The 20261-nt window shown below is 53.9% G+C and carries 19 protein-coding genes; 10 read left to right on the forward strand and 9 right to left on the reverse strand.

The window, feature by feature from the left end; translation table 11 throughout:
• The first annotated feature begins 5 nt into the window (after positions 1-5).
• From ispG to QMZ65_RS04020, 6 genes are all read left to right on the forward strand, one after another.
• Positions 6-1127, forward strand: a complete 1122-nt coding sequence (gene ispG / locus QMZ65_RS03995) for a flavodoxin-dependent (E)-4-hydroxy-3-methylbut-2-enyl-diphosphate synthase (RefSeq protein WP_034825671.1) — start codon at positions 6-8, stop codon at positions 1125-1127.
• Between the two features lie 106 nt (positions 1128-1233).
• Positions 1234-2508 (forward strand): histidine--tRNA ligase, encoded by a 1275-nt coding sequence (hisS, locus tag QMZ65_RS04000; protein WP_283215474.1) that lies wholly within the window; start codon positions 1234-1236, stop codon positions 2506-2508.
• A gap of 39 nt (positions 2509-2547) precedes the next feature.
• On the forward strand, positions 2548-3165 hold the full coding sequence (locus tag QMZ65_RS04005) for a YfgM family protein (protein ID WP_045814917.1): 618 nt from the start codon (positions 2548-2550) through the stop codon (positions 3163-3165).
• A gap of 19 nt (positions 3166-3184) precedes the next feature.
• Positions 3185-4366 (forward strand): outer membrane protein assembly factor BamB, encoded by a 1182-nt coding sequence (gene bamB / locus QMZ65_RS04010; RefSeq protein WP_097118605.1) that lies wholly within the window; start codon positions 3185-3187, stop codon positions 4364-4366.
• A gap of 177 nt (positions 4367-4543) precedes the next feature.
• A complete protein-coding gene (gene der, locus QMZ65_RS04015; protein WP_034825679.1) occupies positions 4544-6037 on the forward strand; it encodes a ribosome biogenesis GTPase Der in 1494 nt (497 codons plus the stop codon).
• A gap of 418 nt (positions 6038-6455) precedes the next feature.
• Positions 6456-8894 carry a glucose/quinate/shikimate family membrane-bound PQQ-dependent dehydrogenase gene (locus QMZ65_RS04020; RefSeq protein WP_097118604.1) on the forward strand — a complete coding sequence of 813 codons (2439 nt, stop codon included), beginning with the start codon at positions 6456-6458 and terminating at the stop codon, positions 8892-8894.
• Between the two features lie 88 nt (positions 8895-8982).
• On the opposite strand, the gene QMZ65_RS04025 is transcribed toward QMZ65_RS04020, so the two are convergent.
• The 4 genes from QMZ65_RS04025 to xseA all read right to left on the reverse strand — a co-directional run bounded on the left by QMZ65_RS04025 (position 8983) and on the right by xseA (position 12028).
• Complete coding sequence (locus QMZ65_RS04025; protein WP_045814915.1) at positions 8983-9165, reverse strand: con-10 family general stress protein; 183 nt, start codon at positions 9163-9165, stop codon at positions 8983-8985.
• 105 nt (positions 9166-9270) lie between these two features.
• Positions 9271-9597, reverse strand: a complete 327-nt coding sequence (locus QMZ65_RS04030; RefSeq protein WP_034825682.1) for a protealysin inhibitor emfourin — start codon at positions 9595-9597, stop codon at positions 9271-9273.
• Positions 9594-10607, reverse strand: coding sequence for a M4 family metallopeptidase (locus tag QMZ65_RS04035; RefSeq protein WP_160834291.1), 1014 nt, complete (start codon positions 10605-10607; stop codon positions 9594-9596). Before QMZ65_RS04035 ends, QMZ65_RS04030 begins: the two co-directional genes overlap by 4 nt.
• Before the next feature lie 47 nt (positions 10608-10654).
• The gene (gene xseA / locus QMZ65_RS04040; RefSeq protein ID WP_283215475.1) at positions 10655-12028 is read right to left on the reverse strand and encodes an exodeoxyribonuclease VII large subunit; all 1374 of its coding nucleotides are present in this window, start codon (positions 12026-12028) and stop codon (positions 10655-10657) included.
• A gap of 169 nt (positions 12029-12197) precedes the next feature.
• On the opposite strand from xseA, the gene guaB reads away from it, so the two are divergent.
• Positions 12198-13664, forward strand: coding sequence for an IMP dehydrogenase (gene guaB / locus QMZ65_RS04045; RefSeq protein WP_283215476.1), 1467 nt, complete (start codon positions 12198-12200; stop codon positions 13662-13664).
• Positions 13665-13736: 72 nt separating this feature from the next.
• Positions 13737-15317 carry a glutamine-hydrolyzing GMP synthase gene (gene guaA, locus QMZ65_RS04050; RefSeq protein ID WP_283215477.1) on the forward strand — a complete coding sequence of 527 codons (1581 nt, stop codon included), beginning with the start codon at positions 13737-13739 and terminating at the stop codon, positions 15315-15317.
• 51 nt (positions 15318-15368) lie between these two features.
• On the opposite strand, the gene QMZ65_RS04055 is transcribed toward guaA, so the two are convergent.
• Positions 15369-15698, reverse strand: a complete 330-nt coding sequence (locus QMZ65_RS04055) for an addiction module antidote protein (protein ID WP_283215478.1) — start codon at positions 15696-15698, stop codon at positions 15369-15371.
• A gap of 4 nt (positions 15699-15702) precedes the next feature.
• A complete protein-coding gene (locus tag QMZ65_RS04060) occupies positions 15703-16029 on the reverse strand; it encodes a type II toxin-antitoxin system RelE/ParE family toxin (protein WP_283215479.1) in 327 nt (108 codons plus the stop codon).
• A 227-nt stretch (positions 16030-16256) separates the two neighbouring features.
• Between QMZ65_RS04060 and QMZ65_RS04065 the strand changes: the two genes are divergently transcribed.
• Entirely contained in the window at positions 16257-17033 is a 777-nt protein-coding gene (locus QMZ65_RS04065) for a DUF3750 domain-containing protein (RefSeq protein ID WP_283215480.1), read from the forward strand.
• Between the two features lie 253 nt (positions 17034-17286).
• On the opposite strand, the gene QMZ65_RS04070 is transcribed toward QMZ65_RS04065, so the two are convergent.
• Positions 17287-17466 (reverse strand): GDFGVC terminal motif YodC-like protein, encoded by a 180-nt coding sequence (locus tag QMZ65_RS04070; protein ID WP_034825711.1) that lies wholly within the window; start codon positions 17464-17466, stop codon positions 17287-17289.
• Between the two features lie 475 nt (positions 17467-17941).
• Here QMZ65_RS04070 and QMZ65_RS04080 point away from each other — a divergent pair, with 475 nt between their 5' ends.
• A complete protein-coding gene (locus tag QMZ65_RS04080; RefSeq protein ID WP_283215481.1) occupies positions 17942-18436 on the forward strand; it encodes a helix-turn-helix transcriptional regulator in 495 nt (164 codons plus the stop codon).
• Between the two features lies 1 nt (position 18437).
• Here the strand turns inward: QMZ65_RS04080 and mgtE are convergent, their stop codons facing one another.
• Both mgtE and QMZ65_RS04090 read right to left on the reverse strand, forming a co-directional pair.
• Complete coding sequence (mgtE, locus tag QMZ65_RS04085; protein WP_160834296.1) at positions 18438-19871, reverse strand: magnesium transporter; 1434 nt, start codon at positions 19869-19871, stop codon at positions 18438-18440.
• 126 nt (positions 19872-19997) lie between these two features.
• Entirely contained in the window at positions 19998-20186 is a 189-nt protein-coding gene (locus QMZ65_RS04090; protein WP_034825717.1) for a YfgG family protein, read from the reverse strand.
• Positions 20187-20261: the final 75 nt, after the last annotated feature.

Here is a 20261-nt window from a genome sequence, read left to right on the forward strand (position 1 = left end):
AGAATATGCATAACGAAGCACCCATTATCCGTCGCAAATCAACACGGATTTACGTCGGCAAGGTGCCGGTTGGTGATGGTGCGCCCATTGCCGTTCAGTCAATGACCAACACCCGCACCACGGATGTGGACGCCACGGTTAACCAGATTCGCCAGCTTGAGCGTGTCGGTGTCGATATCGTGCGCGTCTCTGTTCCGACCATGGATGCGGCGGAAGCGTTCAAACTGATTAAGCAACAGGTCAATGTGCCGCTGGTGGCGGACATTCATTTTGACTATCGTATCGCACTGAAAGTCGCCGAATATGGCGTCGACTGCCTGCGCATCAACCCCGGCAATATCGGCAACAATGAGCGTATCCGCCAGGTCGTGGATTGTGCCCGTCATTACAACATCCCTATCCGTATCGGCGTAAATGCCGGTTCACTGGAAAAAGATCTGCAGGAAAAATACGGTGAGCCAACGCCACAGGCGCTGCTCGAATCCGCGATGCGCCATGTTGATCACCTCGATCGCCTCAACTTTGATCAGTTCAAAGTGAGCGTAAAAGCTTCTGACGTGTTCCTGGCCGTTGAATCTTATCGCCTGCTGGCAAAAGCCATCGATCAGCCACTGCATCTCGGTATTACCGAAGCGGGTGGCGCGCGCGCCGGTTCAGTAAAATCAGCGATTGGCCTGGGCTTGCTGCTGGCAGAAGGGATCGGCGATACGCTGCGCATCTCGCTGGCGGCGGATCCGGTGGAAGAAGTCAAGGTCGGTTACGACATTCTGAAATCGCTGCGCATTCGATCACGCGGTATCAACTTTATTGCCTGCCCAACCTGTTCACGTCAGGAATTTGATGTGATTGGGACGGTGAATGCGTTGGAAGAACGTCTCGAAGACATCATCACGCCAATGGATATCTCGATTATCGGTTGTGTGGTGAACGGTCCTGGCGAAGCCACTGTTTCGACCATGGGCGTGACGGGCGGTAGCCGTAAAAGTGGTTTCTACGAGGACGGTGTGCGTCAGCGCGATCGCCTCGATAACGACAATATGATCGACCAGCTGGAAGCACGTATTCGTGCCAAGGCCAGCATGCTGGATGAAAGCCGCCGCATTAACGTGCAGCAGCTGGAAAAATAAGGGACGGTGCGCGCCCGCCGCGTGCCGGTTTGTGATTGAACCTGTGCGGTTTCATCCTCATAAGGTATGATGCCGGACAGGTTTTTTTGTATTAAGAGATTCTAACGTGGCGAAGAATATTCAAGCGATCCGTGGGATGAACGACTACCTGCCGGCGGATACTGCGATTTGGCAGCGTATTGAGGGCACCCTGAAGCAGGTGCTGGCCAGTTATGGCTTTAGCGAAATCCGTTTGCCGATTGTAGAGCAGACCCCGCTATTTAAACGCGCTATCGGTGAAGTCACCGATGTGGTTGAAAAGGAGATGTATACCTTTGACGACCGCAACGGTGAAAGCCTGACCCTGCGTCCGGAAGGCACCGCGGGCTGCGTGCGCGCCGGTATTGAGCATGGTCTGCTGTACAATCAGGAACAGCGTCTGTGGTACATCGGTCCGATGTTCCGCTACGAACGTCCGCAGAAAGGTCGTTACCGCCAGTTCCATCAGATTGGTGCGGAAGTGTTTGGTCTGCAAGGCCCGGACATCGATGCTGAACTGATTATGATGACCGCACGCTGGTGGAAAGCGTTAGGTATCGCTGAACACGTGAGTCTCGAACTCAACTCTATTGGATCACTGGAAGCGCGCGCGAACTACCGCGACGCACTGGTGGCCTTCCTTGAGCAGCACAAAGATAAACTGGATGAAGATTGCAAACGTCGTATGTACAGCAATCCGCTGCGCGTACTCGACAGCAAAAACCCTGACATCCAACTGTTACTCAACGATGCGCCGACGCTGAATGAATATCTCGATAAAGACTCACGCGCGCACTTCGACGGGCTGTGCAGCCTGCTGGATGACGCGGGTATCGCTTACACCGTGAACCAGCGTCTGGTGCGTGGCCTCGATTACTACAACCGCACCGTGTTTGAGTGGGTGACCAACAGCTTAGGTTCACAGGGCACCGTGTGTGCCGGTGGACGCTACGATGGTCTGGTTGAACAGCTGGGTGGTCGCGCTACGCCAGCGGTCGGTTTTGCCATGGGTCTTGAGCGTTTGGTATTGCTGGTCCAGGCGGTTAATCCAGAATTTGAACCGACGCGCATTGTTGATGTCTATGTTATCGCTTCGGGGCAGGGCGTTCAGTCCGCTGCGATGCAATTGGCGGAAAAACTGCGTGATGCAGATCCGGCGCTGAAGCTGATGACCAACTTCGGTGGTGGTAACTTCAAGAAGCAGTTTGGCCGTGCAGACAAGTGGGGCGCACGCATTGCGCTGGTGCTGGGTGAAGACGAAGTGAAAGCGGGCCAGGTCGTGATTAAAAACCTGAGCACAGGCGATCAGCAAACCGTTGCCCAAAGCGAAGCCGCTGCGACATTGCGCACGCTGCTGCAGTAAACGCAGCACTGCAACAGCCATTTAAAGGAGAGGGATTGCGTGGAAGTTTACAGCAACGAAAACGAACAGGTTGACGCACTGCGTCAGTTCTTTGCGAACAACGGCAAAGCGCTGGCTGTGGGTGTGATCATCGGCATTGCTGCACTGGGTGGCTGGCGTTTCTGGACCAGTCATCAGGATGGTGCGGATAAAGCTGCGTCGGCACAGTATCAACAACTGACCACTGCGATGCAGGCGGATAAGCCGCAAACGCTGGAAGCGGTTGCCGCCTTTGCCAATGAAAATAACAACACTTATGGCGCACTGGCTTCGCTCGATTTAGCGAAACAGTACGTTGAAGCAAATCAGTTAGATAAAGCCATTACGCTGCTTCAGAGCGGGCTGAAAGATACCAAAGATGCCAACCTGCAGGCGGTGATTAACCTGCGTCTGGCACGCATTCAACTGCAGCAAAATCAGGCCGATGCCGCACTTTCAACTCTTAACAATGTTAAGGGTGATGGCTGGACAGCCATTATTGCGGACATTCGTGGCGAAGCACTGCTGAGCAAAGGCGACAAGCAGGGCGCACGTGATGCCTGGAGCAAAGGTGCTGAATCGCAGGCCTCTCCTGCGTTGAAGCAAATGCTGCAGATGAAGATGAATAACTTAAGTTAAGCCAGTCAAGAGAGCGCACATGGAATTACGTAAATACCTGCTGCCAGGGCTGATTTCAGTCACTCTGCTCAGCGGTTGCTCGCTGTTCAGCGGCGAAGAAGATGTAGTAAAAATGGCTCCGCTGCCGAAAGTGGAAAACCAGTTTACGCCACAGACGGCCTGGAGCACCTCGGTGGGTGATGGCGTTGGCGATTTCTATTCCAATCTGCATCCAGCCTGGCAGGACGGTACCGTCTATGCGGCCGACCGCTTTGGCGTAGTGAAAGCCCTGGATGCCAGCAACGGTAAAGAGAAATGGAAAGTCGATCTCTCTGAGAAAACCGGTTTCTTCTCGAAAAACATCTCAGCTCTTCTCTCTGGCGGCATTACCGCTACCAGCGATCGCATTTATATCGGCAGCGAGCGCGGCCAGGTCTTTGCACTGAACAATAACGATGGCAGCATCGCCTGGCAGACGAAAGTCGCCGGTGAAGCGATGTCGCGTCCAGTTGTGAGTGATGGCCTGGTACTGATCCACACCAGCAACGGTATGTTGCAGGGGCTGGACCAGAGTACTGGCGCGATCAAATGGAGCGTCAACCTCGATATGCCTGCGCTGTCACTGCGCGGTGAATCTGCACCGACTGTGGCATTCGGTGGTGCGATTGTCGGTGGTGACAATGGCCGCGTGAGTGCAGTAATCATGAACCAGGGGCAGTTGATTTGGCAGCAGCGTATTTCGCAACCAAGTGGCGCCACAGAGATTGATCGTCTGAGCGATGTGGATACGACGCCGGTTGTGGTTAACGGTGTGATCTATGCGCTGGCTTACAACGGTAATCTGACCGCGCTGGAACTGCGTTCAGGCCAGATTCTGTGGAAACGCGAAATCGGCGGCGTGAAAGACATGGTGGTTGATGCGGGTCGTATTTACCTGGTCGATCAGGATGACCGCGTGATTGCGCTCAATGCCGACGGTGGCGTGGCCATCTGGCGCCAGAGCGATCTGCTGCATCGCAACCTGACTTCACCAGTGCTGTTTAACGGTTATCTGGTGGTTGGCGATAGCGAAGGTTATGTGCACTGGATTAACACCCTTGACGGGCGCTTTGTTGCGCAGCAGAAACTGGACAGCGATGGCTTCCAGACTGACCCGGTGGTTGCCGGTGACAAGCTGCTGATCCAGGCGAAGGGCGGCGAAGTTTACGCCATCACTCGTTAAGATTGGGCTTTGCAGGAACCGGCTTCCTGCTCGCTAATACGGCTCCTGATTCGTCAGGGGCCGTTTCGTTTTTAGTCAGGCATGGTATTCTTAGCGCCTTCAGCCTGACGCCTTCTGGCAAATGTCGTTATAATCACGCCATTCGGGCGATTTATTTTTAAAACTGAGGCAAGTGTTATGGTACCTGTGGTCGCGCTGGTTGGGCGTCCCAATGTGGGAAAATCTACGCTATTTAACCGCTTAACGCGCACTCGTGATGCGCTGGTAGCGGATTTTCCTGGACTGACTCGCGATCGCAAATATGGTCGCGCCGAAGTGGAAGGGCGCGAATTCATTGTTATTGATACCGGCGGTATTGATGGCACCGAGGAAGGCGTCGAAAACCGCATGGCAGAACAATCGCTGCTGGCGATTGAAGAAGCGGATGTGGTGCTGTTCCTGGTGGATGCGCGTGCGGGTGTGATGCCGGCCGATCAACAGATCGCCAATCACCTACGTTCGCGCGAAAAAGCCACCTTCCTGGTCGCGAACAAAACTGACGGTCTCGATCCTGATGCTGCCGTGCTGGATTTCTATGCGCTGGGCTTGGGTGACATTCATCCGATTGCGGCCTCGCACGGTCGCGGTGTGAACAACCTGCTTGAAGCTGCGTTGCTGCCATGGATGGAAGAAGCCGTTCCGGAAGTGGAGTTGACGGAAGAAGAAGAAAACGCCGCTTACTGGGCCGCGTTAGAAGAAGAAGAGGACGAGAAGGCGTTGGCGGAAGAGGAAGAAGAAAACTTCGACCCGACCACCTTGCCGATCAAGCTGGCTATCGTTGGCCGTCCTAACGTCGGCAAGTCAACGCTGACTAACCGCATCCTGGGTGAAGACCGCGTTGTGGTCTTCGATATGCCGGGCACCACGCGTGACAGCATCTACATTCCAATGGAACGTGATGAGCGCGAGTATGTGTTGATTGATACCGCCGGTGTGCGTAAACGCGGAAAAATCACCGAAACCGTAGAAAAATTCTCTGTCATCAAAACGCTGCAGGCCATTGAAGATGCCAACGTGGTGATGCTGGTGATTGATGCACGTGAAGGCATTTCCGATCAGGATCTGTCACTGCTCGGCTTTATCCTGAACAGCGGTCGCTCATTGGTGATCGTGGTCAACAAGTGGGATGGCATGACCCAGGAAGCGCGTGACGAAGTGAAAGAGATGCTGGACTTCCGTCTGGGCTTTATCGATTTCGCGCGCATTCACTTTATCTCGGCGCTGCACGGCAGTGGCGTAGGTAACCTGTTCGAATCCGTGACCGAAGCTTACGACTGCTCAACCAAACGTGTCGGCACCGCGATGCTGACGCGCATCATGACCATGGCTTCTGACGACCATCAGCCGCCGCTGGTGCGTGGTCGCCGCGTGAAGTTGAAGTATGCCCATGCTGGTGGTTATAACCCGCCGATCGTGGTGATTCACGGTAATCAGGTGAAGGATCTGCCAGATTCCTACAAACGTTACCTGATGAACTACTTCCGTCGCTCACTCAACGTGATGGGCACACCGATTCGCATTCAGTTTAAAGAAGGCGACAACCCGTACGCGGGCAAACGTAACCTGCTGACACCGACGCAGCAGCGCAAACGCCAGCGACTGATGTCGCATCTGAAAAAGAATAAGCGTTAAAGTGAAGAGGGCCCAAACGGGCCCTTTTTTTTCGCCCTGATGCCGCACGATAAGCTCATCATCCCTGACATATCGCCTTAACATCAAAAATTACACTTTGATTCAGCCTCATATTTATTAATAACTTATGACTGGTTTTGTAGCAAAAATGCTATTACGCAGTAACTCCTTCGTTATGGATGTTCACTTTCTAATGAACCAGGTGGTACAATCCTGCCGCCTTGTAGCGAGAATCACTCTCACCTGCGATGTGTCCTTGCTCACAAGCGCCGAATGACGGGCATTGCACCCGTACCAATAGATATAAAATAAAGCGTAACGGTTTGGTTCCTGTCCCCCATCGTTGGCAGGAGCATTGCTACTGGCTACAGCTTGTTAGCCGGCACCAGCGCGTTATTTTTTCAGGAGAGTTTTTGTTATGGCAGAAAATTCCGCTCGTCCCTGCAAAGGGTTGAGTATCTGGTCTGTATTGTTCGGGCTGGTCCTGCTGGCTGTCGGTCTGTTCTTCGCGATCGGCGGTGGCAAGTTGGTCGCTCTGGGCGGCAGCTGGTACTTCCTCATTTCCGGTATTGTGATGTTGCTGTCGGCGGTTCAGTTCTTCCGTCGCAAATCATCCGCCGTGACCTTATTCATTCTGGTCTTCGTTGGCACCCTGATTTGGGCGCTGTTTGATGCGGGCTTCCACTTCTGGCAGCTGGTTTCACGCCTGATGGTGCCTGCAGGCCTGATGCTGCTGGCGTTCCTGACCTGGCCAGCGCTGCGTAAGCGTGAAGGCAAAAGCTCTCTGGCGAAAGTTTCCTATGTCCTTTCAGCAGTTATCGCTGTTGGCATGGTGGCAACTTTCGTGCAGATGTTCCAGCCGCACCCAACCGTCGCTTTCGAAGGCAAACAGCTGCCGCTGATTCCGGTGGACAAGTCTAAACCACAGCAGGACTGGAGCAGCTACGGCCGCACGCCTGAAGGTGACCGTTTCGCGGCGATCGACCAGATCACCCGTGACAACGTAAAAGACCTGCAGGTTGCATGGACCTTCCACACTGGCGATACCCCGATCAGCCCAACCGGTAACGGCGCGGAAGATCAGGAAACGCCACTGCAGGTAGGCAACACCCTGTACCTTTGCACCCCGCACAACAACGTGATTGCGGTTGCAGCGGATACTGGCAAGCAGATCTGGAAGCGTGAAATCAACGCACAGGCAGAAGTGTGGAACCGCTGCCGTGGTCTGGCGTATTTCGATGCGACCAAACCCGTACAGCAGCCAACACAGCCTGGCTCAACGCCGGTTCCTGCGCCAGCTCTGGCGGCAGGTGATACCTGTCAGCGTCGTATTCTAATGAACACCATTGATGCGCGTCTGATTGCCATCAATGCTGACAACGGTGAATTCTGTGAAGACTTCGGCGACCACGGTGTGGTTGACCTGAAAAAAGGTCTGGGTAAAGCGCCCGATCCACAGTATCAGCTGACGTCTGCACCACAGCTGGCCGGCACCACCGTAGTGGTGGGTGGTCGTGTGGCGGATAACGTCCAGACCGATATGCCTGGCGGCGTACTGCGCGGCTTTGACGTCATCACCGGTCAGATGCGTTGGGCGTTTGACCCAGGTAACGATGACCCGAATGCCATCCTGATGCCGGGCAAAGACTACACCCGTAGTACCCCGAACTCATGGGCACCGATGTCATACGACCCGGCGATGAACACTGTGTTCCTGCCAATGGGTAGCTCGTCTGTGGATCTGTGGGGTGCGAATCGTACCAAACTGGATCACACCTACGGCGCATCAATTCTGGCGCTGGATGCGACTACCGGCAAGCAAAAATGGGTTTATCAGACCGTACATAACGATCTGTGGGACTTCGACCTCCCAATGCAGCCGAGCCTGGTTGACTTCCCGATGAAGGATGGCACCACTAAGCCAGCCGTCGTTATCGGTGCAAAAACCGGTATGATTTGGGTGTTGGATCGCCTGACCGGCAAGCCTTTGACGAAAGTTGAAGAGCAGCCAATGCCGCAGGGCCATATCCCGAACGAGCAGTACACCAAAACACAGCCGCACTCAGTGGAAATGCCTAACATCGGCAACCAGAAGCTGACCGAGTCTGACATGTGGGGCGCGACGCCGTTCGACCAATTGGTGTGCCGTATTGCCTTTAAAGGCATGCGTTACGATGGACTGTTCACTGTTCCGGACACTGACAAATCACTCAGCTTCCCAGGTTCACTGGGTGGTATGAACTGGGGCAGCATCTCGTTTGACCCGAACAACCAGTACATGTTTGTTAACGACATGCGTCTGGGCCTGTGGGTACAGATGATTCCTCAGGACACCACTAAGTCTGCTGCCAGCAACGGCGGTGAAGCGATCAACACCGGTATGGGCGCAGTTCCGCTGAAAGGTACCCCTTACGCTGTTAACAAAAACCGCTTCATGTCTCCACTGGGTATTCCGTGCCAGGCACCACCCTTTGGTACGCTGTCAGCTATCGACATGAAAACCCGTCAGATCGTATGGCAGGTGCCAGTCGGTACCGTGCAGGATACCGGTCCATTCGGTATCAAGATGCGCGCACAAATGCCAATCGGTATGCCAACGCTGGGTGGCACCTTGGCAACTCAGGGTGGCCTGGTGTTCATCGCCGGTACGCAGGATTACTATCTGCGCGCCTTCGATAGCTCAACCGGTAAAGAAGTATGGAAAGCTCGTCTGCCAGTCGGCAGCCAGGGTGGCCCAATCAGCTACGTTTCGCCGAAAAATGGCAAACAGTACATCCTGATCTCCGCAGGTGGTGCACGTCAGTCACCAGACCGTGGTGATTACGTGATTGCTTACGCGTTGCCAGACAGCAAGTAAGCCTCAGTAAGAAGAAAGGCCGACATCATGATGTCGGCCTTTTTTTATTAACCATCCGTGGCGCACTTCACTCCTTAAGGTACCTTATTCACTGCTGCTTGGAGGGGCGACGGCTTTTTTGACCTCCTTTTCTTCCAGCTTCCCTGGCTCTTTCAGGATCGTTTCTGAAATTGCCCCCACTGACTTTGCCGCCAGCACTGCCGGCTTCCCTGGCACGCTCTGGGTCCTCTGCAAAGTTCCCAGCACCGCCTCGTTGCTTTTTTTGTGTCATAGCAGAGACCTCATCTAAGGGTGTTTTCTTCGATGTGGACTAGCTAGCCACATTAATGATTATAGTCAGTAAGTTACAGGTTGCCTTGGGAGATCTCCGAGTTCTTCACTGGCCGTCGCGCCAGAGAGCCTCTAATTCTGGCGATGCCACAGTTTCTGGAATTAAAATCACGATGGATCCCGCCTCTTGATGGGTGGCATAGGTGATTTGAATGCGAAAATAGCGCTGATCGCCGCTGCCAAGATTCGCCGCCTGATCTTCCGGTTCCCCTAACGGTAATGCCTGCTCCAGCACGTTACACACCCGCTGTTTTTGTGGCTCCGGAAGTTGAGCCAGCGCAAAGCGGCGCTCGCCTCGCAGATTGGGGATAAAAGCAATGCCGCCTTCACGCGCCAGTTCGATAATGGCGTCATCAGTCAGTTGAATATTCACGTTACGCCTACCTGTTGCCAGGCGGATTGAATTGCTTCCGCCACCGAGCGATTGAATCGCTTGCCGCCATGCTCGACGGTGAAACGCGCGAAGGTGCTGAAATCGGCATCCTGCGGCAGTGTTTTGTCACAGAGGGTGTCGTACCAGGCGTGGCCCGCTAACTCCCAGGCAAAGCCGCCTAGTGCTTTAGCGGCGAGGTAAAACGCACGGTTAGGAATGCCAGAATTGAGGTGAACACCGCCGTTGTCATCCCGCGTTTCGATGTAGTGATCCATATCCGCCGGTTGCGGGTCTTTGCCGAGTTTCGGATCGTCGTAGGCCGTGCCAGGTGCGGACATGGATCGCAGTCCACGGCCTTTAATCCCGGATGCTAACAAGCCCTCACCAATCAACCAGTCAGCCTGATCGGCCGTTTGCTGCAGGTGGAACTGTTTCACCAGCGAGCCGAACACATCAGACATCGATTCATTCAATGCACCAGACTGCTGGAAATAAACCAGCCCGGCCTCGTTCTCGGTCACGCCGTGGGTGAGTTCATGCGCGACCACATCAAGCGCAATGGTAAAGCGGTTAAAAATCTCGCCATCGCCGTCACCAAACACCATCTGCTGACCGTTCCAGAAGGCGTTCTGATACTCCTTGCCGTAATGCACGGTGCCATCCAGCTTCAGGCCCTGGTTATCCAGTGAGTTGCGCTTGAAGATTTGCCAGTAGAAATCGTAGGTGATGCCGAGATAATTCCAGGCCTCCTCGGCAGCGACATCACCATTGCCTGGCTGACCTTCATCGCGGATTAAGGTGCCGGGTAGATTCTGTGTGTTCTTCGCATCAAAGATGGCACGCAACACGCTGCCAGGCTGGGCGGTGGCCGCGCTGGCCGATTTATGATTGTGTTCAGTCATCAGTTGCTGAACATGGGTGAGGGTGCGGCGAGCAGACTCCTGAGGCGCACCCGAACAATGGTCAATGATGTTGCGAAGAATATACGGAGGAATAACGCTGTAGGTCATAGTAACTCCTGGCCGTGAGTGAACATGCCAGAAGTATAGTTTTTCAGCTAGGAGCGTGCTTTACGGCTACGCGATTTCTGCGGTTCAAGGGCGGTCACCTGGCTTTCCACCCAGCCATCATCCAGACGGGTGCGCAGCAAATCGCCTTTATGCAATTGCTGGGTTTTCTTCACCAGCTGGCCTTGCGTATCCGTTGTCACACTAAAACCACGCGCCAGTGTGGCAAGCGGACTGACGCCCTCCAGTTGTGCAGCCAGATTACCAAATCGCTGACGATTGTGATTCAGCTGCTTCTCCATGCCCTGTTGCAGGCGATACTGCCACTGCTGCATCTGCTGCTGCGCACGCAGAATGCGCCCTTGAGGCTGCTGCTGATTGAGGCGCTGTAACACGCGATCCTGCTGGCGATTAGCCACGCGCAGACGTTGATCCATTGCCTCGCCGAGGCGACGTTGCAACTGGAACAGTGTGGTTTGCTGACGTGCCAGACGCAGCTGTGGATGTTGCTGCTGCAAACGATGTTGTATGCGGGTAAAACGGCGTTGCTGCTCTGCAAAGTAGAAATCCATTGCCATTTCCATTCGCTGCTGCTGTGACTGCAAACGGCGCAGCAGTTCGATCTGATTGCGGCTCACGATTTCTGCCGCCGCAGATGGGGTAGGGGCGCGCAGATCGGCGACAAAGTCGGCGATGGTGACGTCTGTCTCGTGGCCGACGGCACTGACGATGGGCAGGCGACTGGCAAAAATAGCACGCGCCACGCGCTCATCGTTAAAGCTCCACAAATCCTCCAGCGAGCCGCCGCCGCGGCCGACAATCAGCACGTCACACTCATCACGCTGGTTCGCCAGTTCAATGGCACGCACAATCGCAGCCGGTGCATCCACACCTTGCACCGGCGTGGGATAGATAATTACCGGCAATGAGGGATCGCGGCGATGCAGTATGCGCAGCACATCATGCAACGCGGCACCGGTGGCAGAGGTGATCACACCGACCTGGCGCGCCGGATCGGGCAGCGGCTGTTTGAACTGCTGATCGAACAGCCCTTCGGCCGCCAGTCTCGCTTTCAATTGCTCAAACTGCTGCTGCAGCAGACCTTCACCCGCTGGATGCATGCTTTCGATAATCAGCTGATAGTCGCCACGAGGTTCATACAGCGTAATGCTGGCGCGCACCAAAACCTGCTGACCATGCTGAGGACGGAAGGTGACGCGGCGGTTGCTATTACGGAACATCGCGCAGCGGACTTGTGCGCCATCATCCTTTAAGGTGAAGTACCAGTGACCGGAAGAGGGCTGGCTAAAATTTGAGATCTCAGCGCTGAGCCACACCAGGCCCATCTCATTTTCCAGCAGTTGGCGCACCGTGGTATTCAGGCGGCTGACAGTAAAAATATTGGCGGTTGGCGGTAGCGACATGTGATGTAGATCAAATTTTAAATCAGAGGGTTAATCAACCGATACTACATTGCTCACCCGAAGGATCAAGACTTTTTCCTAAAAAACACTGGAGGCAATCGATTTCGGCCTGTATAATGCCGCGGCAATATTTTATCTGTTTTAATCGCCCCCAGGTGGAGATATTGCAATGCTAAGAATCACTAAAGAAGCCCTCACTTTTGACGACGTTCTGCTCGTTCCAGCTCACTCCACTGTCTTACCGAACTCCGCTGATCTCAGCACCCAACTGACGAAAAACATCCGTCTGAACATCCCTATGCTGTCTGCTGCTATGGACACGGTGACCGAAGCCGGTCTGGCAATTGCACTGGCGCAGGAAGGCGGTCTGGGCTTTATCCACAAAAACATGTCGATTGAGCGCCAGGCGGATGAAGTTCGCAAAGTGAAAAAATACGAAAGTGGCGTAGTGACCGATCCGCAAACTGTTCTGCCAACCACCACGCTGGCGGCAGTGCAAGAGCTGACCGAGCGCAACGGCTTTGCGGGTTATCCGGTTGTGAACACCGACAACGAACTGGTCGGTATCATTACCGGTCGTGACGTGCGTTTTGTGACGGACCTGAGCCTGCCAGTTTCCGCAGTGATGACACCGAAAGAGCGTCTGGTCACCGTTAAAGAGGGTGAAGCGCGCGACATCGTACTGCAGAAAATGCACGAAAAACGTGTTGAGAAAGCGCTGGTTGTGGATGATAGCTTCCATCTGCTGGGCATGATTACCGTTAAAGATTTCCAGAAAGCAGAGCGTAAACCTAACGCCTGTAAAGATGCGGAAGGCCGTCTGCGTGTGGGTGCTGCGGTTGGTGCGGGCGCAGGTAACGAAGAGCGTGTTGACGCGCTGGTTGCTGCGGGCGTTGACGTTCTGCTGATCGACTCTTCTCACGGTCACTCTGAAGGCGTTCTGCAACGTATCCGTGAAACCCGTGCGAAGTATCCAGACCTGGACATCATCGGTGGCAACGTGGCGACTGGTGCAGGTGCATTGGCACTGGCAGAAGCGGGCGTGAGCGCGGTGAAAGTGGGTATCGGCCCAGGCTCAATCTGCACCACGCGTATCGTGACTGGCGTAGGTGTACCACAGATTACCGCCGTTTCTGATGCGGTTGCTGCGCTGGAAGGCACTGGTATCCCGGTTGTGGCTGATGGTGGTATCCGTTTCTCAGGTGACATCGCCAAAGCGATCGCCGCAGGCGCGGCCGCTGTGATGGTCGGTTCTATGCTGGCGGGTACTGAAGAATCTCCAGGCGAAATCGAGCTGTATCAGGGCCGTTCGTTCAAATCTTACCGTGGTATGGGTTCACTGGGCGCGATGTCTAAAGGCTCATCTGACCGTTACTTCCAGACCGATAACGCGGCTGACAAACTGGTGCCAGAAGGTATCGAAGGCCGCGTCGCTTATAAAGGCCGTCTGAAAGAGATCGTGCACCAGCAAATGGGCGGTCTGCGCTCTTGCATGGGCCTGACCGGTTGCCCAACCATCAACGATCTGCGTACTAAAGCCGAGTTCGTGCGCATCAGTGGCGCAGGTATCAACGAAAGCCACGTGCATGATGTGACCATCACCAAAGAGTCACCGAACTACCGCATGGGTTCATAATCCCGTAAGATTCAACGCCCGGCACCTGCCGGGCGCTTTTATTATTAAGTCCATCCCAATGGAAACGCCTCAATGACGACTGAAAATATTCATAAACATCGCATTTTGATCCTCGATTTTGGTTCTCAGTATACGCAGCTGGTCGCGCGCCGCGTGCGTGAGCTGGGCGTCTACTGCGAACTCTGGGCGTGGGATGTCACCGAAGAGCAGATTCGTAGCTTCAATCCAAACGGCATCATCCTGTCAGGTGGCCCGGAAAGCACCACTGAGCTTAACAGCCCACGTGCACCAGAATACGTGTTCAATGCTGGCGTACCGGTGCTGGGCGTGTGCTACGGCATGCAGACCATGGCAATGCAGCTGGGCGGCAAGGTTGAAGGCTCCAACGAGCGTGAGTTTGGATATGCGCAGGTTGAAGTGCTGACCCAGAGCGCGCTGGTTCGTGACATCGAAGATGCCATCAGCGCAGCCGGCAAACCGCTGCTGGACGTGTGGATGAGCCACGGTGACAAAGTGACCGCTATCCCGGCTGGCTTTGAAACCGTTGCCAGCACCGAAACCTGTCCGTTTGCCATCATGGCCAACGAAGAGAAGAAATTCTACGGCGTGCAGTTCCACCCAGAAGTGACGCATACCCGTCAGGGCCTGCGCATGCTGGAGCGTTTCATCCGTGATATCTGCGGCTGTGAAGCACTGTGGACGCCAGCTAAGATCATCGAAGATGCGGTAGAGCGTATTCGTGAGCAGGTCGGCGAAGATAAAGTAATCCTTGGCCTGTCAGGTGGTGTGGATTCCTCTGTCACCGCGATGCTGCTGCACCGCGCTATCGGCGAACGTCTGACCTGTGTGTTCGTGGACAACGGCCTGCTGCGTCTGAACGAAGCCGAGCAGGTGATGGACATGTTTGGCGATCACTTCGGTCTGAACATCGTTCACATTGCCGCTGAAAACCGTTTCCTCGATGCACTGGCGGGCGAGAACGATCCCGAAGCCAAACGTAAGATCATCGGCCGCGTGTTTGTTGAAGTGTTCGACGAAGAAGCGCTGAAGTTGACTGACGTGAAATGGCTGGCACAGGGCACCATCTATCCAGACGTGATCGAGTCTGCTGCTTCTGCTACCGGCAAGGCACACGTGATCAAATCGCACCACAACGTGGGCGGTCTGCCGAAAGAGATGAAGATGGGCCTGGTTGAGCCGCTGAAAGAGCTGTTCAAAGATGAAGTGCGTAAGATCGGCCTGGAACTGGGCCTGCCATACGCCATGCTGTATCGCCATCCGTTCCCGGGTCCAGGTTTGGGCGTGCGTGTACTGGGCGAAGTGAAGAAAGAGTATTGCGACCTGCTGCGTCGTGCCGATGCAATCTTCATCGAAGAATTGCATAAAGCTGACCTGTACAACAAAGTCAGCCAGGCCTTCACCGTGTTCCTGCCAGTGCGCTCTGTCGGCGTAATGGGCGACGGTCGTAAATATGATTGGGTTGTGTCACTGCGTGCAGTAGAAACCATCGACTTCATGACCGCGCACTGGGCGCACCTGCCGTACGATTTCCTCGGCCGTGTCTCCAACCGCATCATCAACGAAGTGAACGGCATTTCTCGCGTGGTTTACGATATCTCAGGTAAGCCACCGGCCACGATTGAGTGGGAATGATTTTCGTTAACTGAATTGCCTATCAAGCCCGCTTAAATGCGGGCTTTTTATTTAGATGTGAGGAATCAGTCTAACGCCAGCTGCACGGGTAATCTCTGTAAGGGTAGTGAGCGTTGGATTTCCTGTTTCAGAGAGTGTCTTGTACAACTGCTGGCGCGACAACCCCGATTTACGAGAGATTTCGCTAATGCCACCCCGGGCTTCAACTACCCGGCGAAGGGCGATCAGAAAGGCAGCTATCCCGCCTTCTTCGTAGATATCTTCCAATGCCGTTTGCAGGTAGATTTCAGCGTAATCCGGGTTTTCTCGCAGCTCTGCTACCATCGCATCGTCGTGACTGACTGCTTTTTTCTTTGGTGCAGATTGAGTGATGATAGTCATGCTGTTACCTCGTTTGATGTTCACGCCAAAATTTTACTGCTTTTGCTAAGTCTTGTTTTTGGGACGATTTATCTCCCCCAATAAGAAGCAAAATTATCCTATCTCCATCGAGTGCGTAGTAGACGCGGTAACCGGGGCCATAATCGATTTTTAATTCCCAAACACCCTCTCTTTCAAATCGGTAGTCGCCAAAGTTTCCACTTTCAGCGCGATCCACTCGAGTATCTATCTTTGCTGCGGCGCGAGGATCCTTCTTTCTTAATTTGATTATCCATTCGGTATAGGGAACTTTGCCATCAGCATCCTGATAACGTTTAGTGGTATACAGCATAGCGTCCTCGCAAGCATTCAATCCAGCAAAAATTGTCTTTTATAAGCGACATTGATGCAACGCAAGGGTCAGCGAAGAGTGTGCATCTGCGAGATACACTCCATTCTTTTGTGGCCAACTAACATCGGTTTTCAGAACGATTTGCCCTATCGCATAGTTAGTGAATACAAACCCACCTCTATCAATGCATGATGGCCGGTGAATTGTTAATCATCAGGACGCCGTCGATGCTGCCATTGAAAGCCTTTCTCCTCTCTTTCCTCTGTATTGTGTTGCTCTCACTGGCAGCGAGTCTGGCGCAAGCCACGCGCACCGGTGAGTTAACCAGTGAGCGCGGTGGCTGGGCGACGGCGCGACGGGATTCGGCCGGGTTAGCGCCGGACCCACATCAATATGCCAATCTGGCCATCGTGCAGGTCTATGCCGCGCCCACATATGGCTGGAAGGGCGCTGTCGCGGTGCATCCGTGGATCATTTTCAAACGCGCGGGAGAGACGCAGTACAACCGTTACGAAGTGATCAGCTGGGGCAGTGGCGACAAGGTGCGTCGCAACGCAAACCTGCCGGACGGATACTGGTACGGCGCGAAACCGCGTTTACTGGTGGAGCATCGCGGCAAGGAAGCAGAAGCAATGATTCCGCAGATCGAAGCGGCGATAAAATCTTACCCATGGCCAACGACCTATCACGCGTGGCCGGGACCGAACAGCAACACCTTTATGGCACACATTGGCCGTGAAGTGCCTGCGTTGAAGCTGGATTTGCCTGCTAATGCACTAGGCAAAGATTATCGCTCTCTGCTTCATCCCATTGGATTACCACCGTCGGGGCGCGGATTACAGGTGTCCTTGCTGGGTGTGTTAGGCGTTACCTTGGGTGCGGAAGAAGGGCTGGAAGTGAATGTGTTGGGATTGAATCTGGGGCTGGACTTCACGCCATTAAAACTGCGCTTGCCGTTTATTGGCGGTATTGGGCAAGATAATCTGCAAAAGGACAATCCGTGATTGTCTGCGTTCACGTCGTGCAATAAATTGCGTAATGCCATTCACTTAAGCCAGCGAGTGCGTCTCTAACCTGGTACGCATGAATGCGCACTTTATGAAAACCGCACCAAACAATGTAAGGGCGTCATTAACCGCACCGAGCAGCGTAGCGCGTCATTCATGGCGAGCAAAACCAGGCATTACACAATAAATTACGCCGCTATGGCAGGGCGCACTGACCAGTAGCGGCGCTATTTATCGCGTAACGGAAGAATCAGCACACGCCGAAATCGCCTTCTTCGTGATACAAATTCACGCTATCTGCTCTGACTTCGATCTCACGTTTGATGGGATCGTCAATACGTGCACACCATAGCAACTCCCCTTCAACCCGTGTGACCTGCATCTTTGGGCCACCGGTCTTCGACTGCACAAAATCATCAACTTTAAACATGCTGTTTCTCCCTCAGGTCAGTGATAGCGCTAAGTGTATATGCGCTTGAACTCAGGTGCGCTCGATTTTGTGCGCTGGTATCCAACCTCAAATTAAATCCGGGATCACAGGACACTTGTTGTTCTCTCATGCCTTAAATGCTGATGACATAGCATCTGAAAACTGAAGTTGGTTGTCAGTTGACAACCTAATGTTCAAAGTATAAGGTGGCATGCAATGTCAGAAAGGAAGCGACACCCGCACAAAGAGATTGAAAGCGTTTTACGTTATGCAGAAGTTCAGGGATGGAAAATTGTGCAGGGTGGGCATCATGCGTGGGGAAAAATGTATTGCCCGGAGAAATCAGCAGAGTGTCGATGCGGTGATTTCTGTATTACCTGCATCTGGAGCACGCCTAAGAGCCCTGAAAATCATGCCAGGATGTTAAAGCGAGTGGTGGATAACTGCTCAAGAGTGAAACGATAAGGATGTAAAAATGGAATTTGAATTCACGTTACGTTTTCAGTTGAGTGACGCTGTTTCTGATGACGAAGCCCTGGAGCGACTCGGTGCTGCCGGTTGCACTGATGCGCTGGTGGGCACTGGCGTAGCCGGTAAATTGAGTCTGATGTACTGCCGGGAAGCGGAGAGTGCACAGCAAGCGATTCGCGATGCCTTAGCCGAAGTCATTCAGGCTTTACCCGATGCCGAACTGATTGAAGCGGCCCCCGATCTGGTCGGCCTTACGGATATCGCCGAGTTGATCGGCGTATCGCGCCAAAATATGCGGAAGTTAATGCTCACTCACAGCCCGCAGTTTCCACGTCCAATTCATGATGGTAAAACCGCGCTGTGGCACCTTATCGATGTGGTCGAGTGGTTAAATCAACGCGGTTCATCCCGCGTAACACCGGGCACCAGCGAACTGGCGCACGCAACGTTGCAACTCAATTTGCAGCAAGCGCTGCAACGTTACGCGCACTGTCTTTGATTTAATGGTGCAGCAAAAACACCGTTGCCAGACCGAGGAAAATAAAGAAACCGCCGGTGTCGGTGATAGCGGTGATCAGCACGCTGGAACCTACTGCCGGGTCGCGTTTCATCTTGGTCATGATCAACGGAATCAGTACGCCCATGAGCGCCGCCAGCAGCAGATTAAGCACCATCGCCAGCATCATTACGCCACCGAGTTGCATATTGTCGTACATCAACCAGGTGATGCTGCCCATGATTCCGCCCCAGAATAGCCCGTTAATCAGGGCAACGCCGAGTTCACGTACCACCAGAAAGGAGAAGTTACCGGGTTCCACCTGATGTAGCGCCAGTGCACGCACAATCATGGTGATGGTTTGGTTACCGGTGTTACCGCCAATCCCGGCGACGATAGGCATCAGCGCCGCCAGCGCCACCAGTTGAGAAATGGTCTCTTCAAACAGGCCAATTACGCGAGAAGCGATAAATGCGGTACACAGATTGATGGCGAGCCACGCCCAGCGTTTACCCACCGCTTTGCGCACCGGCGCGAACACGTCCTCACCCTGGCTGATACCGCCCATCTTACGAATGTTACTTTCGTTCTCTTCGTTAACCAGATCGATCACGTCTTCCACGGTGATACGGCCAATCAGCTTACCTTTCGCATCAATAACGGCGGCAGAGATCAGGTTATAACGCTCAAAGGCACTGGCTGCATCTTCGGCTTTGTCGTCGAGCTGAAAGGTGGTCGGGCGCGCATTCATCACGTCAGAAACCAGCGTCTTTGGCTTGTTGAGTAAAATGTCGGTGAGTGTTAACTCACCCAGCAACTGATTCTGTTCGTCAGTAATAAAGATTTTATCGGTACCATCCGGCATGCTTTTGCGCTTGCGCAGAAAGCGCTGCACGGTGGCGAGGGTCACGTCAGATCGGACAGTCAGAATATTGAAATCCATCACCTGGCCCACGCGGTCGCGATCAAGCTCGATCACTTCCAGCAGGCGTGCACGCAAGTTTGGCTCCAGCGTGGTGAGTAAACGTCCGGTTAAATCACGCGGCAGATAGCGAGCCAGATATACCTGATCGTCGATGTCCAGCGGCTCAATAGCGTGCAGAATCTCGCGATCAGTCATACCTTCCGTCAGGCTGGCCCAGACGGTTTCAGAGGCTTCGACCAGCACGCGACCGCGCTGTTCGGAGGGCACAAGGCGCCATAATGCCAGACGCTCTTGTTCAGGTAGCGCTTCGAGGATATCCGCTAAGTCAGCCGCGTGCAGTTGATGCAGCTCTTCTTCCAGCTGATGGCGCCAGTCGGTGATCTCCCGCAACTCGGCGGCATTGAGATCGATAGATTTATCCAGCAGCACATCAACGAGATCGTCCTCGCTGAGGAGCAGATGCAAGATGCGCTGACGGATTTCAGTTAATTGTTGTGCATACGGAGCAGACATAACGCGTCCTTTGTGTCTGTAAAGTCAGGTCAAAGTGTAGCGCGTTGCGGGTAATCAGGGCGCATTAAGCAGCATTGTCACAATCGGGCAATGTGAAGCGGCAAGCAACGATGACCCGCAAATTCCTTAGCGCGAATCGCTGGTGCTCAGTGTGGTGACCGGCTCAGGTGCGGCTTTTTTTTGCTGATGATGCTCAATCGCACCGGGGATAATGAAAATCAGACGGCCAACCAAAATGAAGAAACTGATCAGCAAAATAATGCGAGTCATGGTACCGGTTTTGGGACGTCTTCGTGCTGGGATGGCGCTGTTCACGCGGGGTGGTTCCTGTAAATGCCCGGCTGGGCGATGGCAACATTTAGTCACAGTTAGATTGTCAGGTCAATTGCT

This window comes from Pantoea sp. EABMAA-21 (assembly GCF_030053335.1).
Lineage (GTDB): Bacteria > Pseudomonadota > Gammaproteobacteria > Enterobacterales > Enterobacteriaceae > Pantoea > Pantoea communis.

What these genes read in the sequence shown, in the direction of transcription:
- ispG (WP_034825671.1), top strand. Translation starts at nt 6, where the DNA reads ATGCATAACGAAGCACCCATTATCCGTCGCAAATCAACACGGATTTAC.
- bamB (WP_097118605.1), top strand. Translation starts at nt 3,185, where the DNA reads ATGGAATTACGTAAATACCTGCTGCCAGGGCTGATTTCAGTCACTCTG.
- der (WP_034825679.1), top strand. Translation starts at nt 4,544, where the DNA reads ATGGTACCTGTGGTCGCGCTGGTTGGGCGTCCCAATGTGGGAAAATCT.
- QMZ65_RS04020 (WP_097118604.1), top strand. Translation starts at nt 6,456, where the DNA reads ATGGCAGAAAATTCCGCTCGTCCCTGCAAAGGGTTGAGTATCTGGTCT.
- QMZ65_RS04025 (WP_045814915.1), bottom strand. Translation starts at nt 9,165, where the DNA reads ATGACACAAAAAAAGCAACGAGGCGGTGCTGGGAACTTTGCAGAGGAC.
- QMZ65_RS04035 (WP_160834291.1), bottom strand. Translation starts at nt 10,607, where the DNA reads ATGACCTACAGCGTTATTCCTCCGTATATTCTTCGCAACATCATTGAC.
- xseA (WP_283215475.1), bottom strand. Translation starts at nt 12,028, where the DNA reads ATGTCGCTACCGCCAACCGCCAATATTTTTACTGTCAGCCGCCTGAAT.
- guaB (WP_283215476.1), top strand. Translation starts at nt 12,198, where the DNA reads ATGCTAAGAATCACTAAAGAAGCCCTCACTTTTGACGACGTTCTGCTC.
- guaA (WP_283215477.1), top strand. Translation starts at nt 13,737, where the DNA reads ATGACGACTGAAAATATTCATAAACATCGCATTTTGATCCTCGATTTT.
- QMZ65_RS04055 (WP_283215478.1), bottom strand. Translation starts at nt 15,698, where the DNA reads ATGACTATCATCACTCAATCTGCACCAAAGAAAAAAGCAGTCAGTCAC.
- QMZ65_RS04060 (WP_283215479.1), bottom strand. Translation starts at nt 16,029, where the DNA reads ATGCTGTATACCACTAAACGTTATCAGGATGCTGATGGCAAAGTTCCC.
- QMZ65_RS04065 (WP_283215480.1), top strand. Translation starts at nt 16,257, where the DNA reads ATGCTGCCATTGAAAGCCTTTCTCCTCTCTTTCCTCTGTATTGTGTTG.
- QMZ65_RS04070 (WP_034825711.1), bottom strand. Translation starts at nt 17,466, where the DNA reads ATGTTTAAAGTTGATGATTTTGTGCAGTCGAAGACCGGTGGCCCAAAG.
- QMZ65_RS04080 (WP_283215481.1), top strand. Translation starts at nt 17,942, where the DNA reads ATGGAATTTGAATTCACGTTACGTTTTCAGTTGAGTGACGCTGTTTCT.
- mgtE (WP_160834296.1), bottom strand. Translation starts at nt 19,871, where the DNA reads ATGTCTGCTCCGTATGCACAACAATTAACTGAAATCCGTCAGCGCATC.